This is a genomic window from Streptomyces sp. NPDC031554 (assembly GCF_055580685.1).
This window is the reverse complement of record NZ_JBVIKX010000016.1, coordinates 104,499-120,735: the sequence shown is the minus strand read 5'-3', so window position 1 is coordinate 120,735 and position 16,237 is coordinate 104,499. Positions and strand designations below refer to the sequence as shown.

Genomic DNA, 16,237 nt, shown 5'->3' with positions numbered 1-16,237 from the left:
CATCCAGATTCCGAGCAGTTCCCCGAGAGGTACCACCATGACCCGCCGTCGACCGGTTCCCGGACCACGTTCCGGCCCTGCCTTCGTCGCCGTCCTTCTCGTCGTCCTGGCCCTCACGGCCACGGGATGCGGCGCCGACGAGGAGACCAGGGACTACTCCGTGCCGGGCGCCCTCTGCGGCATACGCGTCGATGCCAAGGAGCTCACTCCGTTCCTCCCGCCGGGGAAGAAGCTCTCCGTCAAGCCCGTCGTCAACCCCGCGTCGACCTGGTGCGATGTGTCCGTGGACGGAAAGCTCGCCGTCAGAACGGTCCAGAAATGGTGGCGGGACGGCCATGACACGGCGTACTTCCTCCGCAGCCAGACCCTCGAGCGGGTGGAGAAGACCGCGGACGCGGGGCGGTATGTCTATTCCGACTGGCAGGCGTTCGGCAAGACGGAAGACTGCGTCGACGAGAAGTACGGGGAAGAGCTCTACACCGGAATCCAGGCCTACGGTTCCGACCACAAGGACGCCGACGCCATGAAGCGTCTGATCGTCTCCTTCACCGAGACGGTCGAGAAGTCGGATGCGTGTGACAGACAAGCGTCATGAGGGACAAGCGGTGGCAAGTTCAGGGATCGCCTGGATCGCCTGTGCTCAGGAGAGCCGGTCCGATAACGGCACAGGTGCGAGAGCAGTGATCGTCAGGGTGCCTCCATCGAGTTTCGGCCGACCGTGGCCGGCTCCGTGTCTCACGTCCGTCAGCCGCCAGTGAGCAGGCGTTCGCGCTCGGCCGCCACGATTTCCCGCGCCAGTTCAGCGTCCGTGATGTCGAACGCTTCCGGGGCGCTGCCGGCGGTTTCGGAGACGCGGGCGAAATCCGCGAAGAGTTGATGCTTACGCGCCAGTATCTCGATGATGCGTTGGTCGACGCCTTCTTCGGAGAGCAGGCGGTGTACCTGTACCGACTCCAGCTGCCCCATCCTGTGGGAGCGGCCGATTGCCTGCCATTCGGTCGTCGGCTTCAGCTGGGGTTCGCAGATGACGACGACCGATGCCGCCTGGATGTTCAGACCGACTCCGCCCGCCACGATCTGGGCGACGAGGACGGCCCCGTGGGGGGCCCGGGAGAACTCGTCGACTATGCTCTGTCGCTTCGCGGCAGGTACGGAACCGGTCAGGGGCCCGAAGACCTTCCCCGGGAGGACCGACGCCACTTCGTCGAGGACATTACGGAAGTACGAGAAGACCAGTACCTTGCGCTCGTTGTCCTCCGCCTCCTGGACGATGTCGATGAGGCGCTGCACTTTCTCGGATTTGACGCCGGCGAGCAGAGCGGCCTGGCGCATGGCCGCGAAGTTGCCTTCGACGACAGCCGCTCGGTAGCGCTGTTCGTCGGCCCTGGACATCGGCATCCACTCGTCGACCTCGACCCGCTCCGGAAGTTCGGTGAGGACGTCTTCCTGGTTGCGCCGCAGGTAAGCCGGGGCCACCTGCTTCCGGAACTGGCGAGGAGCGAGCTCCGAGGCACTGATCGACAGGTCCGGCCGGAGGTAGCCGACGAGATTGCGGAATTCCTCGATCCGGTTCTCCAGCGGGGTGCCGGTCAGGAGGACTGCTCGCTCCGATGTGTGAATGAGGGCCGTGGAGCGCCGGGTGCGTCGGGCATCCGGATTCTTGATGTAGTGCGCTTCGTCGAACACCAGGCATGCGGGTGCGGCGTGTTCGGGTATCCGCCCCTCCAACCAGCCGAGGGTGTCGTAGGTGGTGACCGCGACTCCGCCGTTGCGGACCCAGGACTTCAGCGCGTCGTCGCGACCCGGCCCGTGCAGGCGGTACGCGCGCAGGTCGGACTTCGTCCGGACTTCGCGCACCCAGTTGGTCACAACGGCGGCGGGACACACCACCAAGAAACGGGAGGAGCCCTTGGCGTGCAAGTGGGTGAGCACGGCGAGTGATTCGACCGTTTTCCCCAGGCCCATCTCGTCACCGATGATGACTTTCCGCTGCACGATCGCGAAGCGTGCGCCGAATGACTGGTAGCCGCGGAGGGACGCCTTGAGATGGCTGGTGTCGAGCTTGAGTTCCCTGATCGCGGCGACGATTTCGGCCGGTAGGTCCCCTTGGCTCTTCTCGGCGTCGTCCGCCAGGAATCCGAGCTCCGCGAGCATCGCGTAGTAATCGGCCGGCCGGGCGCTGAAGTCCTCCCACGGATCATCGCCTGCGACGTCAGCCCCACCGTCGAGCAACGCCCCACGGCGCTCGACAGCCGCCAGCGCGGCACGCAACTCGGCGACGGTCCGCGCCTGGGGGACAAGAACGACGTGGGAGGTCCGGGGATCGAGACCCTGGAGGAGCGGTCGTACCGCGTCGGCGGCGGCGAGGTCCGCTGTCGCGCCGCGGATCGAGCGTGCCGCGTCCCACGCCCGCAGCGCCATGAGGAGCTTCGTGGTGGCCTGGGACCGGTTCTTGATGTCGATACGGACCGGCATCTCGTCCAGCGTGGTCTGCCAGATGGTCCGCGCGGCGCCGAGCATCCGGTTGCCCGTCGTCTCACCGACTCCGGGAAGCGATCGAATCCGTGATCTCTGGTCGAGGACCTGCTGCAGGTTCCCGATCCCGGCATCGATCAGCGCGTTGATGCGCAGCTGGCCGCTGGTTGCGTCTTTGAGTCGCTCGACGGGCATTTCGGCGAGCAGCTTGCGCACCTCGGCCTGCCGGACGGCATTGCCGGCGGCGTTGACTGCCGTTCTGAACTCGCTCTCGCGGTGCAGAGCCCGGTCCATCGCGGCGAGCGCGGTCCTGGCGGTGTCCAGTTCATGCCGTTCGACGAGTTCGGCTCGGGCGCCGAGGCGGTGGCTGAAGCCGACCGTGTCATCGAGGACGGCCGGGAGTCCGACCAGAGGGAAGGCACTTCTGTCCCGAGCCGCCAGGTTTTCCAGCTCGGTGACGAGCCAGGTGCTCGCAACCTGCTCGTGAAGCGACATCAGGTAGGCCGCAGCCTGCCCCGCTTCGTTCTTGCGGCTCTTGCCTGAGAACATCCGGCGGGCACCGAACAGAGCCCGGACGGCCGTCAGCGCCCGGTCGGCGTCCCCGGTCAACTGGTGGATGCCCAGCTGGACAGGGGCACTGAGTTCCGGAAGAGCCCGGCGGCGGGCCAGGGAGGTCACCAGGTCGGCATCGGACGGCGTGAGCTGCAGTGCGCGCCATGCGGTGCTGCTCCCAGTCCCGAGTGACGTCACGCGCCCGAGGAGCCGCCTGGCGGCGTCCTCCGCTGCTGCCTCGACCGGCCCACGCTGCTCGACGATCTGTACCGCGAGCTTGCGCCACCCGCTGATCTCCTCCACCACACCACGCAGGTGCTGACGTGCTTCTCGCTCCATTGCCCCCGCCACTCGCACGACCTCTGGGAAGATTAGCGACCCCGGTTGACGAAGTCGACGGGATCAGGGAACCGCCGGAACGTCCGAGTAGCGTTCGCCGGCCGCCAAGCGGGAGGTTGTGGACGTGCTGCTCGAGGAGCTCAAGCCGGGACTGCGGATCAGCGGTCTCATGCCGGCGGAGGCAGTCACGGTCATCGCCGCCCAGTGGCACGGTGCGAACGCGGTCGAGCTGACCTACAAGACCGCCGGAGGCGGCCTCGACCAGCGGGTCGTCTTCCGCAAGGACGAGGACAGGCTGAGCGTCGCTCACAGTGGCAGCCGCGCCTTCGATGCGCCCGCCGGCGACTTCAGACTGGCCGCGGAGGCCCAGCGGATCTCGCTGGCCGGCCTGTTCGACCCGATGCTCGCCGTGGCGACCAGCGACGTTCAGCCGCTCCCGCACCAGATCCGTGCCGTGTACGGCGAGCTCATGTCCCGTACACCGTTGCGCTTCCTGCTCGCCGACGATCCGGGCGCAGGAAAGACGATCATGGCTGGTCTCTACATCAAGGAACTTGTGCTGCGCGATGACATCAAGCAGTGCCTCATCGTGGCTCCGGGAGGCCTGGTCGATCAGTGGCAGGACGAGCTCTTCTTCAAGTTCGGCCTCCGTTTCGACCTGCTCACGAACCAGCTCATCGACTCCCAGCCTCATGTCAACGTCTTCGAGACCCACCCGCTGCTGATCGCCCGCATGGATCAGCTCTCCCGTAGCGAGCACCTGAAGGCCCAGCTCCAAGAGACGGAGTGGGACCTGATCGTCGTCGACGAGGCGCACCGCATGGGTGCCCACTACTTCGGTGGCAAAGTGGAGAAGACCAAGCGGTTCCAGCTCGGCGAGGTCCTAGGTGAGATCACTCGTCACCTGCTCCTGATGACGGCGACCCCGCACTCGGGGAAGGAGGAGGATTTCCAGCTCTTCCTCACCTTGCTGGACCGTGACCGGTTCGAGGGCAGACAGAGGAGGAGCACCGACGTCAGCGGGATCATGCGGCGCATGATCAAGGAAGACCTGCTCACCTTCGAAGGCAGGAAGCTCTTCCCCGAGCGCATCGCGGAGACCGTCCCCTACGAGCTCACGGCACTCGAGTACGACCTGTACGAGGACGTCACCCACTATGTCCGTGAGGGGATGAACCGCGCCGGCCGCATCGGTGGCAAGCGCAGGAACACGGTCGGTTTCGCACTCACCGTTCTGCAGCGACGCCTGGCCTCCAGCCCGGAGGCGATCTACATGAGCCTCGTGCGGCGTACCGAGCGCCTGGAGCGCAAGAGGCAGGAAATCCTCGACGGGACATCTCGCGAGAGCATGGACGCCATCGATCTCAGCGACTTCGACACTGACGAGCTGAATGCCGAAGAGATCGAAGAGCTGGAGGAGGAACTGCTCGATGCCGCGACGGCGGCGCAGACGGTCGAGGAACTCGACGTCGAGCTCATCGAGCTGAGGACGTTGGTGAAGACGGCGCAGCGGGTCCGGGAGGCAGGTACGGACCGCAAGTGGACCGAGCTGTCCGCCCTCCTACGGGACCACGCGCTGGTGACGGACGCCAACGGCTGGTCTCGGAAACTCATCATCTTCACCGAGCACCGCGACACCCTCCGCTACCTGCAGGCCAAGATCGGGTCTCTGCTGGGCGAGCCCGGTGCCGTTAGGGCCATACACGGCGGCGTACGTAGGGCGGAGCGGCGGCAGATCACCGAGGAGTTCACCACGAACCATGATGTACGGATTTTGCTGGCCACCGACGCCGCCGGCGAGGGACTCAACCTGCAGGCCGCACACCTGATGGTCAACTACGACCTGCCCTGGAATCCCAACCGCATCGAGCAGCGCTTCGGGCGCATCCACCGCATCGGCCAGGAGGAGGTCTGCCGGCTCTGGAACCTCGTCGCCTCCAACACCCGCGAGGGTGAGGTCTTCACGCGCCTGCTGGAGAAGCTCGACCAGATGCGCGAGACGTACGGCGGGAAGGTCTTCGACGTCCTGGGGCAGGCGTTCGCCGAGACCCCGCTGCGGGACCTGCTCCTCGATGCCATCCAGTACGGTGAGCAGTCGGCTGTCAGGAATCGGATGTACGAGGTCATCGACAGCACCGTCGGAGACGGCCTCGCAGGCCTCCTGGACGAGCGTGCGCTCGCAGTGGAGCACTTCTCGGACGCCGATCTCCGCACCCTGCGTGCCGCGATGGACGAAGCCCGCGCCCGACGTCTTCAGCCGCACGACATCGCATCGGCCTTCAAGGACGCCTTCGCCCGGCTCGGCGGCCGGATCGTCGCGCGCGGCCAGGGGCGCCATGAGATAGCCCACGTGCCGCAGCGCGTCCGCTCGGCAGGCAACGGGCCCATCGCCACCAGCTACGATCACGTCACCTTCGACCTCGGCCGCGTCCGGCCCGACGTCCGCGCCCGCGTCGACCTGCTCGTCCCCGGCCACCCGCTGCACGACGCCGTCATGGCCGAGACCACCCGGACCTTCGAGGGAGCCCTCAACCGGGGCACCGTCCTCGTCTCGGCCACCATCGAAGAACCGCACCTCCTCGTCGGGGTGGTCGAAGAGGTCGCGGATGCCACCGGTGCGTCGGTGGCCCGACGGTTCGGCTATGTCTACGTCGACAGCCGCGGCACGGTGCGGCCAGCCGGCCCCGCGCCCTACCTTGACTGCGCCGATGCGACCGACGGTGCGTCGGCCGACATCGCGCGCGGTCTTCCCTGGCTCGCGGATGCCGAGGCCAAGGCGACCAGCTGGATCATCGCCAACCGGCTTCCCGCGTATCTGGCCGAGGTCCAGCCCCGTCGCCTGGCGGAGTTGGTCAGGACCCGTGAACTGGTGACCAAGCGCCTGACCTCAGAGAAGGAGCGGCTGCTCCTCGACGCTGCGGCGGCCTCCGAGAAGGAACGGAGGGGCGAGAAGCCCAAGGAGTCCTCCGCGAGCCTCCACCGCAAGGCTGCCGGGCTCGATGTACGGCTCCGGAAGCGTCTCGCGCTGCTCGACCAGCAGCAGTCGATGTCGACGAAGCCGCCGCAGATACTCGCCGCAGCGCTTGTGCTGAGCGCCCTCGTTCCGCCCTCTCACAAGTGGTGATTGCTCGTGTGTGATCACGGGACGGCGTGAGGCGCGGCGGACATGCGATTCGGGCTGATCCACAACAGGTCGAGCACCCGTCGGCGCCTACCGGTTCCCGCGTGCTGAGCCGCTCACCAGGACAGGGCCTGGTGACCACTGGCTATGCTGCGGGTTGTCTTGACGGAGGTTGGCGGACACCAATAAAGACAATGCCGACCGTCAGGTTCGACTGAGCTTCCTGGCCTGAGCGAGATCGTCCTGGGCGTGGCCGCCGGATCTCCGTCCCATCCTCAGGCCTGCGTGGGGTCGGGCAGATCCTTTCCGGCGACTCCCCGGAGAAGGCCGTGCGTTCGTCGGGGGCGAGGTCCCGGCCGACGACGGCGCAGAGGTGCTCCTCCCAGAGCGCGGGGTCGAGCCGGACGACGGTCCCGCGGTCCGCGCGGCCGCGGTGTCTCCTCACGGTCCGTGTCCACCGCGCGATCGGCTGGTGTGGGCGAAGCGACCCCCGGTGTTATTCAATGAGGTGTGCGGTCAGGGATCTCGGGGACCCGTCGCACGGGTCCGGGTACGGCCCCGGCGCCGTGCCGGGGATTGTCGAGAGGGCCACATGGACTCCACACCGTCTCCGTCGTCGCCCTTCGAGCTGGTGAGCAGCGCCCTGGGACGCTACATCCCGGGCGGCGGAGCGGCGGCCGGCGGGCAGGACGACCGTACCGTCCGCCGTCGCGTGCCCGACGACCCGGAAACCGGCCGGCAGGACCAGATCCTCGGCGCGGTCAACCTGGACCGGGATCTGAGGATCACCCGCTGCAACCTGGACGCCCCCGTGTTCGCGGGCCTGGAGGCCGAGGCCGGAAGTCTCTTCGTGGAGCTCCTGCCCTCCGGGGACGTACCGACGGTCACACGACGGTTGCGGCAGGTCCTGGAGACGGGTGAGGCACACGTCGCCCGGATCCAGCGCCTGCGGCGCGGCGACGGATCGGAGCTGGTGGTCTCCCTGAGCATCCTGCCCGCCGCGGCGCCCGAGGAGGGCCTGACCGTCTCCCTGATCGCCATGGCCAGGAGACTGCACCTGTACGCCGCCGAGACCGCGATCGGCACGTCGCTGGACATCGGCGAGACCGCGCAGTCGCTGGCGGAGTCACTGCTGGCCTGGGGCGAGGTGGCCGCCGTCGACCTGGACTTCGCGGTGTGGACGGGCGAGGGGGTCGCCGGGCAGGCGCAGGGGCGCATCCGGCTCCGGCGGGCGGCCCTCGTGCCGGACCGCGCGTGGCCCGACGGCTACGCGACGCCGGGTGACGACCTGCCCGGTGACGCGAGTCGCCTGCTGGCGCAGGCGGTACAACGGGACGACGCGCCGCAGACGATCGTCATACCCGACCGGGAGACGGTCGAGCGGGTGCTGGGCAGTCCGCGGCTGGTGCGCGCCCTGGTGCCCGGCGACCGGTCGGCGGGTGTGGCGTGCGTCCCGCTGGTGCTGGACGGCACACCGCCCGTCGTGCTGGGCGTGGCGGAGATCTGGCGGCGGACGGACCGCCCCTTTCGCGACAGCGAGTTGCTGGACCTGCAGGAACTGGTGGCCAGGACCGCCCATCACGTCGACCTGGCCCGCCGGCACCAGCGCGAGCACACGCAGGTCCTGGCGTTGCAGCGGCGGCTGCTGCCCCGGACCGGCGGCGACACCATCGCGGTCGCCAGCGTCTACCAGCCCGCCACCCCCGACAGCGCCGGCGTCGGCGGCGACTGGGTGAACAGCTTCCCCCTGCCGGACGGCCGTACCGCGCTGGTGGTCGGTGACGTCGTCGGGCACGGTCTGGGAGCCGCGGCGACCATGGGGCAGCTGAGCATGGAGGCCCGCGCGCTGCTCTCCGCGGGTCTGGCGCCCGACGAGGTGCTGGAACACCTGGACGAGACCGTGACGCTGCTGGACGACGCCGAGGCCGGGCTGACGGCCGGTTACAGCGCCCTCGGGTCGACCTGCTGCATCGTCCTCTACGACCCGGTCGGCCACCGGATGACGCTGTCCAGCGCCGGTCACCTCCCGCCGGTCCTGGTCTCGCCGGACGGGCGGGCCGACCTGCTCGCGGTGCGCCCCCATCCCGGTCTCGGAGCCGAGTTCGCGCTGCGGGAGCCGTTCGACCTCCACACCTTCGACGCACCCCCGGGCTCCCTGCTCGCCCTGTACACCGACGGCCTGGTGGAGGACCCGGCCATGTCGATCGACGAGGGCATCGGCAGACTGGCGGAGACGGTGTCCACGGTGCACCCCTGGGACTCCCTGCAGCAGGCCGCGCGGCGCGTCGTCTCCGTGCTGGCGCCCGTGCGCCAGCGCGACGACGTGACCCTGCTGCTCGCCCGCACGATCGGCCACCGCAAGGGGGACACCGCGACCTGGCGGCTGCCCGCCCGTGACGACGCGCCCGCCCGCGCCCGCGCGCGGGTCGCCGCGCTGCTGCGGCAGTGGCACATCAGGGACGGCACCCGCGACACCATGTCACTGCTGGTCAGCGAGCTCGTCACGAACGCGGTGCGTCACGCCACCGGTCCGGTCACGGTACGGCTGATCAGGGCCGGCCACGGACTGCTGTGCGAGGTGGGCGACACCGGGAACGGCAGACCGCGGCTGGGACCGGGTGGTCTCCTCGACGAGGGCGGTCGTGGCCTGCGCATCGTGCACAGGCTCACCGCCCGGTGGGGGGTGCGGTGGACGGAGAACGGCAAGGTGGTCTGGGCGGCCGTCGCGAGGTGACGCGACCACGGGCCGCGACGCCGCGTGCTCCGCGAACCGCTTCATCCGTTCGGCACGGTGTGCGGCCGCGGTGCCGAAGCCGCCGGTGTACCGGCGAACCGGAGCGCGGTGCCGGTCCGGCCGGGATGCGCGTCGGCCGGCCCCGTAATGCGCACGGTGCTCCTGGTACTCCAGTGGTGGATCGTGATCTCGATGGTGAGGGGCGCCGAGGAGACACGGGGCCGGCGGCGATCATCCGGACGAGACCGATCACGCCATCAGAGGCGTCCGTTCCTTCTGGGCCTACCCGATTCCACCGAGACGGAGGGCGTCCTCGATCTCGCCGAGCTTCGCGGAGGACAGGGCGCCGGCCCGCTCGATCAGGTCGTCCCGGGACACGGTGGTCAGCCACGTGCAAGGGGTGAAGCCTGGACGCGGGAACGCGAACCGCAGCACGCCTTCAAAGGGCAGTCCTTCCACGGCACCCACTACCACTTCGACGCCCAGACCGCTGATGTCGACGCCCGCCGGAGCGACGACCTGCATCACCCGGATCCCGGACGCGTCGTCTCCCGACAGCAGTACGACCGGCCGCCGCTCGTCGAACTCGACCCACCAGACTTCGCCACGTTGCACATGTCCTCCTGACACGGGACGGCAGGCGGACGCTGCGCGACCCCGACGCGCTGTGGAGACGGGTGCGGCCACCGTTGATCACCGGTGTGCGAAGACTGAAGATCATGTGATGGCCGCAGGTCGCAGCGTAGACCCTGCTTGCCGGCAGGAGGCGTTCGAGGGCCTGATGAGCCGGATGGCGGGGCGGTTCGCGCGGGTCGAACCCCGGCGTCGGGCGAGGCAGTGGGGGCGCGGGCCGCTGTCGTGTCGGACCTGCCGCGCAAGAACTGCTGGACCACCGCCGAGTGGGCCGGGGAGGCCGCCCCGGACGGCATGCAGCACCTGCTCGGCCGGGCCGAGCGGGAAGCCGGCCGGGTACGCGACGACCTGTGCGACCACGGGGCCGGAGGTCCAGGAGCGCGGGACGTGAAGAAGGGCACCGGCACGGTCGGCCTTCAGCGCCGGTACACCGGCACCGCGGGCAGGATCGAGAACGCCCAGGGCGCCGTCCACCCGGTCCACGCAGGGCGGCGCGGGCACGCCGCGGTGGACCGGGAACTGTACGTCCCGCGCTCCTGGACCTCCGCCCCCGACCGCTGCCGCGCCGCCGGGCTCGGCGGGGAGACTCCCTCCGCCACCGAACCGGAGCCGGCCGCCCGCATGGCGCCCGGTTCCTGGACGCCGGCCATCAGGCCGCACGGGTCGCGGGCGACGAGGTCCACTGCGGCAACCCCGAGCTGCGAGACGCGCTGGAGAAACGCGGTACCGGCTACGTCCTCGCGGTGGCCTGCGACGGCGACGACGCGGCGGCGCGGGCGGCGCGGTGCGGCCGGTGGTCCGGACGGTCCGTCGCCGTCGCGGTCACAGCCACTCCCCTTCCAGGGCGGTGGCGGTCAGGCCCGGCGCCGCCGCGTACAGCACGGCGCGGGCGCCCGGCTTCTGCCCGGCGTCGTGCGCCCGCCGCACGATGTCGAACACGGCGGCGCCGCCACGGTTGCCGCTGGTGTAGCTCTCCCGGCTGTGGTCCAGCAGTCCCGACGGCCAGGAGTCGGGCATCGTCTGCTCCATGTACTCCAGCACGCGGGTCCCGCCGGGGTGGGCCAGCAGCACGTCGGGGTGCCAGGAGGAGGGGTCGTCCCGGTAACGCAGGCGCAGCCACTCCCACATCGCGGTCACCGTCTCCTGCACGGCGCGCGGCCCGCGCCGGTCCATCACGAAGTGGGTGCCGTCCGCACGCGTCTCCAGGCGGTGCAGGTCCTGGGTGCCGGGCAGGGTGTGGTGCCAGGCGGAGTCCAGCCGCAGCACCGACTCGGGCCGCCGGCGGCCCGTGACCACCGCGGCGACGGCGGTGTCCGCGAACAGCAACCGCACGATCAGGGATTCGAGGGTGTCGTCCGCGGGCTGGTAGGTCGTGCTGAGCGCCTCGGAGATGACGACCAGAACCACCCGGTCGGGGTCCGCGGCCACGAGATCCGCCGCCAGCGCCAGTGAGCGGGTTCCCGCGACGCACGCCCACTGCGTGGCAGGCAGCAGACTCACGTCGCCGCGCAGCGCGAGCCTGTTGGCCAGGGCGACGTCCAGACCCGGCAGCGCCGGGGTGGTGGAGTGACTGGTGATCAGGCAGTCGACGTCCGCGGTGTCCAGCCCGGCGGTCTGCAGGGCCCCGCGCGCGGCACGTTCACCGTAGGACTGCACGGCCTCCCAGGCCGGCGCGGTGCGTTCCTGGACGGTCTGCGGTCCGGGTGCCGCCTCCAGGGCGGCGATCGCCCGTTCCGCGTCCTGCTGGGCGAAACCGGCGCGCACCAAGGCCTCTTGGGCCGGCCCGGCGCCGACGGCCGGCAGAGCGCCGCCGTCACCGGACGCGACGGCGGCCTCCAGCGGCAGCATCCACCCGCGGGTCTCGATGCCCGTGGCGGCCGCGATGCCGTCGATCCGCGGCGCCCACGCCGCATGCGGATGCCGTTCGCGCACCTCCGCCACGATCTGGCTGGTCCGCACGGCGTGTTCGCCATGTATCACGGCGGGAGGGCAGAGGTATGCGGCCATCGTGGGTCACCTTTCCAGGGGAACGCGGGGAGCGAGCGGGAGTGTCACGCGTGGTGTGCCTTGGGTCACTTCGGAAGCGGGTGCCCAAGACGTCGCCGAAGGGCTCCAGTTCGGGAGCCGTTGTCCGTCTCGAGCATGGGTGACAAAGCGACATTTGCGCTGTGATGTGGACGACTCCGGCGACCTCTGGGGGCGTGACACCGCACACACCGCCGGGGTGCGACCCTCGGGCGGCTCCCCCCGGGTGTCGCCCGACCTGTCGTCAGCCGACGGTGACCGCCCACCCGGCCGGGCAGGCCGTGTCGAACAGGCCGCACCGGGGCGGACCGTGCGCCGGCCGGCGGGCCCTTCGTGGCGAGCCGCACCGCGGGTCGGGCTCCGGCTCCGCGCTACTCCGCGGCACTCGGGGCGGTGGCGGCGCCGGTGTGTCGTTCTGCGAGGATCCGCCCATGGACCGCACGACCGCCCTCGCCGGACTCGACGACCGTCCCTGGCCCGAACTGGACCACGCCTACGGGAGCGCGGAGGACCTGCCCGTCCTCCTGCGCTCTCTGGCGGGTGACGACCCGGACACCGCGGACGGTGCCCTGCACGAGCTGTACGGGAGCATCCTGCACCAGGGCACCGTCTACCCGGCGACCGTCGAGGCGGTGCCGTTCCTCGCGCGTCTCGCGGCGGCCGGTCACCGCGGCGCCGACCTCCTCGTCCTGCTCGGCGGCATCGCCGAGAGCACCGACGAGTACGGGGTGGCGCCGGGTGCCTGCCGCGCTGCGGTCGCCGGTCAACTCCCCTTCCTCCTGGACCTGGCGGGCGCCGGGGAGGCGCCGGTGCGGCAGGCCGCCGTATGGGCGGCCGGGCACACCGCCGCCCCGGCCGAGGCGTGGCCCGTGCTGCGGCGGCGGTGGGAGGAGGAGTCCGACGAGGTGGTCCGGGCGGAGCTGGTGACCGCACTGGTCCGGCTCGACCCGGCACGAGGCGCCCCGACGGCCCTGGCCGCCCTCGCGCCGGACGGTCCGGCCCGGCTGCGCGTCACCGCCGTCCTCGCCTGCCTGGCGGCCGGCCTGCCGTGGGACGCCCGGCAGCACGACGCCGTACTCGCCGCCTTGCCGGCCGAAGGTTTGGTCTCCTCCTTCGAGCAGTGCGAGCCGCTCCGGGCCGTGGCCGGCGCGCTGCTCCGGCGGGACACGGCCGAGGACCGGGAGGCCGCCTTCGCCCTGCTGGCGGAAGCCCTGCGCGTTCCGGCGCCGGACGTGCGCGCCGAAGCGGTGTGGGCGGCGGACCACGCGTGCATGGTGTCCCGTTCCGCGCCCGCGCGGTTGCTGCCCGTCCTGCTCCCGCTGCTCGACGGACCGGAGCCGGCGCACGGTGTGGTGACCCTGCTCGGCAAGATCGCGGAGCAGGCGGGCGCCGCCGGTGACGCACTCGCCCGGCTCGCCACCGGTGACGGAGACCTCGCCGACCGGGCGCTCGCCGTGCTGGTGACGGCCGCCCCCGGCCCGGCGGCCCCGCTGCTCGCCGAACGGTTGCCGCAGCGCCCCCTGGCGCTGGCCGAGGCCGCCGGGGCCCGCGCGCTCGGTACGACCGTCAGCGTCCCCTTTCCCTACGACGCCGCGCTGCTCGACGCGGTCCGACGGCGTCTCGCCGACCCCGGGGCGAAGGGGAACGAGCTCATCCACCTCGCCCTGCTGCTCGCCTCCTGGGGGCGACGGGCGGCCCCCGCCGTCCCCGAACTGCTCGACGCGCTGCCGAGGATCCCGCTCGCAGGACCCACCGCGCTGGCGGCGGTCCGCCCGCCCGACGGCGAGCCCCTGACCCGCACGGCGGAGGCCCTGCGCGCTGCCGCCCTGGACGGTCCCGTCGAAGGACGGCTGTCCGCGGCGCACGCTCTGCACGGGCTGACGGGCGAGAGCGGACCGCTGCTCGCCGCGATACGCGCCGAACTGACCGGCGACGGACGGCGCCTGCGGGAGGCCGCCCGGCTCGTCACCCGCCTCGGGGAGGCCGCGGGGGAGCTCGTGCCCGCGATGCGCGACGTCCTGCGGGAACGGCCCGAAGGCCGTTCGTCGCCCCGGCTCGACGCCCTCGCGGAACTCGCCGCCGCCCTCTGGGACATCACGGGCGACGCCGCCGCGGCGGTCCCGGTGTTCGACGCCGTCATCAGGGCCGACGGCGGTCCCTGGACCCGGTGGACGGCCCTGCGCACGGCGCGCCTCGCGGCCCGGCTGGGGCCCGCGGCCCGGCCGTTGCGTCCGGCGCTGGAGGACCTCCTCGCCACACCGCTGCACGCGCCGGCCGCGGTCCTCGCGCTGCTGGCCGCGCTCCCCGAGGAGGAACTGCGCGGCCCGCTGGAGCGCACCGCGCTGGCCGGTCGGGTGCTGGACGCGGCGGAGTCCGACGTCGACTCGGCCTGCGCGTTCGAGGCGCTGTCGGCGCTGGGCCGTGCCGCCCTGACCGATGAGCACCTGGATCGCATCGGACGCCTGGCCCGGGGCGACCGGCGGGTGGTGACCGCGGGGATCGAGAACCGGATCATCCGCGCCGACGAGCAACTGGCCGCCCGCGCCCGCGAAACGCTCACGGCCCTCACGGGAGACGCGGCCCTTGCGGGAGACACCGCCCTTGCGGCGGACGCGGCCCGCACGGCGGACGCGGCGGACGCGGCGCCGTCCGGGGTGCCGGGACAGGTGCCGCGTCCGCCCGCCCGGGACTGACGCACGGTCACCACGGGCGGAGCCGACCTGACCGGTGGGGCCTCCCGATACCCGGACGGACCGCCCGGCACGAGGACACGCAGGCCGGGCCTGAGACCGTGCGACAGGTCCGCAGCACGCTCGAGGAGACCGGCGCCGACAGCGTTCCGGCCTCGGTCCGTCGGCCCGTCGGCACGGCGGGCCTCGGGCGCCGTTCGGCCTTCCGGCGGACGGCTCAGCAGGCGGCGGCCAGGGCGGGCCGCGTGACGACACCCGGCCCGACCGCGCCCGGCTTGACGGCGTACGGCCCGGCGGTGGACGCGACGGCCTGGATCGGCAGGCCCCGGACCGGAGCGGCCGTGACCGGAGCGGCGGGCGTGGTTGCGGCGGGCGTGGCCGCTCCCGCCCGCGGGGCCTCGGTCGTCCCGCCGCGCGAGCGGTCCGCGAACACGAACAGACGCAGCATCAGGAAGCGCCCCGTGCCCGCCAGGGCCGAGGCACCCAGGTACACGGCCTGCTGCGCGACGAGACCGGGCGACGACTGCACCGCGTACAGGACGAACACCGCGGCGCAGGTGACCCCGTACGCGGCGGTCGCCGAACCGGCGGACTGCAGGTGCCGACGCCACCCGGCGCGTCGGCCGGTGCCGAAGGTGAAGAGGGCGTGCAACTCGGTGCACACCAGTGTCGAGACCACGGTGACCACCGCGTTCGCCAGGGCCCAGGGGATCAGCGTCGCCAGCAGGGGGACGGCGGCACCGGAGAGGAGCCCGATCCCACCGCCGCAGACCACGAACCGCACGAAGGAGGTGAGCGGGCCGGGCGTCCTCATGACGGTTTCCTTCCGGGGCGATCTGACCTGCCGGCACGCGGACCTGGGTACCCGGCCGCCGGGGCCCGGACCCCTTGCGGAACCGACGTGTCGAACGATGCCGTGTTCCGCTCCCCGGCACGAGGGAGCGGTCCACCGGACCGATGGTGGGGCCCGCCCCACCCCCGACGGTGGGGCGGGCCGCCGGGGACCCGCGCCCGAGCGCGCCCGCATCGCCCGTACGGACGTCCGCGCAAGGCGCCCGCACCCGCCCCGCCCGCCCGCGGACGCCGCCGGGGGCGCCCCTTCCGGGTGGGGCTTCCGGACCGACGCCCCGCTCATCCCATGGTCTTCGCACCGTCCAGGGACTCGCGGATGATGTCGGCGTGCCCCGCGTGCTGGGAGGTCTCGGCGATCACGTGCAGCAGCACCCGGCGGGCCGACCAGTGCTTGCCCGGCTCGAACCACGGCGCCGACGGCAACGGGTGCGCCACGTCGAGGTCGGGCAGTGAAGCGACCAGTTCGTCGGTACGGCGGGCCACCTCGGCGTACTCCTCCAGCACTCCCGTCAGCGTCTCGCCGGGCAGCATCCGGAACTCGTCGGCGCGTCGGGCGAAGTCCTCCTCGGTCATGGCCGCGAAGTCGCCCATCGCCGACGGACCGTCCACGATGAAGGAGGCCCAGCTCCGCTCGACCGAGGTGACGTGCTTGATCAGTCCGCCGAGACACAGCTCGCTGACGGTGGTCCGCCGCCCCGCCTGCTCGTCGGTGAGGCCGTCGGTGGTGAAGCGCAGGAAGCCGCGGTGCTTGGCCAGGACCTCCAGCAGGTCGGCGCGTTCCCCGGTGAGTGCGGCGAGGTTGTTCAGGGACATGAC

The 16,237-nt window shown here is 71.6% G+C and carries 9 protein-coding genes and 1 pseudogene; 5 read left to right on the top strand and 5 right to left on the bottom strand.

What is annotated here, in order from left to right; translation table 11 throughout:
• The first annotated feature begins 37 nt into the window (after window positions 1-37).
• Window positions 38-595, top strand: coding sequence for a hypothetical protein (locus ACZ5FU_RS31420; RefSeq protein ID WP_469047556.1), 558 nt, complete (start codon window positions 38-40; stop codon window positions 593-595).
• A gap of 149 nt (window positions 596-744) precedes the next feature.
• Here the strand turns inward: ACZ5FU_RS31420 and ACZ5FU_RS31415 are convergent, their stop codons facing one another.
• Entirely contained in the window at window positions 745-3,366 is a 2,622-nt protein-coding gene (locus tag ACZ5FU_RS31415) for a DEAD/DEAH box helicase (RefSeq protein WP_469047555.1), read from the bottom strand.
• A 124-nt stretch (window positions 3,367-3,490) separates the two neighbouring features.
• Here ACZ5FU_RS31415 and ACZ5FU_RS31410 point away from each other — a divergent pair, with 124 nt between their 5' ends.
• Both ACZ5FU_RS31410 and ACZ5FU_RS31405 read left to right on the top strand, forming a co-directional pair.
• Window positions 3,491-6,490, top strand: a complete 3,000-nt coding sequence (locus ACZ5FU_RS31410; protein ID WP_469047553.1) for a DEAD/DEAH box helicase — start codon at window positions 3,491-3,493, stop codon at window positions 6,488-6,490.
• Window positions 6,491-7,079: 589 nt separating this feature from the next.
• The gene (locus ACZ5FU_RS31405) at window positions 7,080-9,221 is read left to right on the top strand and encodes a SpoIIE family protein phosphatase (protein ID WP_468645259.1); all 2,142 of its coding nucleotides are present in this window, start codon (window positions 7,080-7,082) and stop codon (window positions 9,219-9,221) included.
• A 282-nt stretch (window positions 9,222-9,503) separates the two neighbouring features.
• Here the strand turns inward: ACZ5FU_RS31405 and ACZ5FU_RS31400 are convergent, their stop codons facing one another.
• Complete coding sequence (locus tag ACZ5FU_RS31400) at window positions 9,504-9,836, bottom strand: type II toxin-antitoxin system PemK/MazF family toxin (protein ID WP_468645257.1); 333 nt, start codon at window positions 9,834-9,836, stop codon at window positions 9,504-9,506.
• A gap of 109 nt (window positions 9,837-9,945) precedes the next feature.
• Between ACZ5FU_RS31400 and ACZ5FU_RS31395 the strand changes: the two are divergent.
• Window positions 9,946-10,606, top strand: a pseudogene (locus tag ACZ5FU_RS31395) (IS701 family transposase); the annotation flags it as partial.
• Window positions 10,607-10,676: 70 nt separating this feature from the next.
• On the opposite strand, the gene ACZ5FU_RS31390 reads toward ACZ5FU_RS31395, so the two are convergent.
• Window positions 10,677-11,861 (bottom strand): type III polyketide synthase, encoded by a 1,185-nt coding sequence (locus ACZ5FU_RS31390; RefSeq protein WP_451527571.1) that lies wholly within the window; start codon window positions 11,859-11,861, stop codon window positions 10,677-10,679.
• 449 nt (window positions 11,862-12,310) lie between these two features.
• On the opposite strand from ACZ5FU_RS31390, the gene ACZ5FU_RS31385 reads away from it, so the two are divergent.
• Window positions 12,311-14,572, top strand: a complete 2,262-nt coding sequence (locus ACZ5FU_RS31385; RefSeq protein WP_469047552.1) for a hypothetical protein — start codon at window positions 12,311-12,313, stop codon at window positions 14,570-14,572.
• A 214-nt stretch (window positions 14,573-14,786) separates the two neighbouring features.
• Here the strand turns inward: ACZ5FU_RS31385 and ACZ5FU_RS31380 are convergent, their stop codons facing one another.
• Both ACZ5FU_RS31380 and ACZ5FU_RS31375 read right to left on the bottom strand, forming a co-directional pair.
• On the bottom strand, window positions 14,787-15,383 hold the full coding sequence (locus tag ACZ5FU_RS31380) for a GtrA family protein (RefSeq protein WP_468645252.1): 597 nt from the start codon (window positions 15,381-15,383) through the stop codon (window positions 14,787-14,789).
• Between the two features lie 317 nt (window positions 15,384-15,700).
• Complete coding sequence (locus ACZ5FU_RS31375; RefSeq protein WP_451527568.1) at window positions 15,701-16,234, bottom strand: DinB family protein; 534 nt, start codon at window positions 16,232-16,234, stop codon at window positions 15,701-15,703.
• Window positions 16,235-16,237 lie beyond the last annotated feature (3 nt).

What these genes read in the sequence shown, in the direction of transcription:
- ACZ5FU_RS31405 (WP_468645259.1), top strand. Translation starts at nt 7,080, where the DNA reads ATGGACTCCACACCGTCTCCGTCGTCGCCCTTCGAGCTGGTGAGCAGC.
- ACZ5FU_RS31390 (WP_451527571.1), bottom strand. Translation starts at nt 11,861, where the DNA reads ATGGCCGCATACCTCTGCCCTCCCGCCGTGATACATGGCGAACACGCC.
- ACZ5FU_RS31375 (WP_451527568.1), bottom strand. Translation starts at nt 16,234, where the DNA reads ATGTCCCTGAACAACCTCGCCGCACTCACCGGGGAACGCGCCGACCTG.
- ACZ5FU_RS31420 (WP_469047556.1), top strand. Translation starts at nt 38, where the DNA reads ATGACCCGCCGTCGACCGGTTCCCGGACCACGTTCCGGCCCTGCCTTC.
- ACZ5FU_RS31415 (WP_469047555.1), bottom strand. Translation starts at nt 3,366, where the DNA reads ATGGAGCGAGAAGCACGTCAGCACCTGCGTGGTGTGGTGGAGGAGATC.
- ACZ5FU_RS31385 (WP_469047552.1), top strand. Translation starts at nt 12,311, where the DNA reads ATGGACCGCACGACCGCCCTCGCCGGACTCGACGACCGTCCCTGGCCC.
- ACZ5FU_RS31380 (WP_468645252.1), bottom strand. Translation starts at nt 15,383, where the DNA reads ATGAGGACGCCCGGCCCGCTCACCTCCTTCGTGCGGTTCGTGGTCTGC.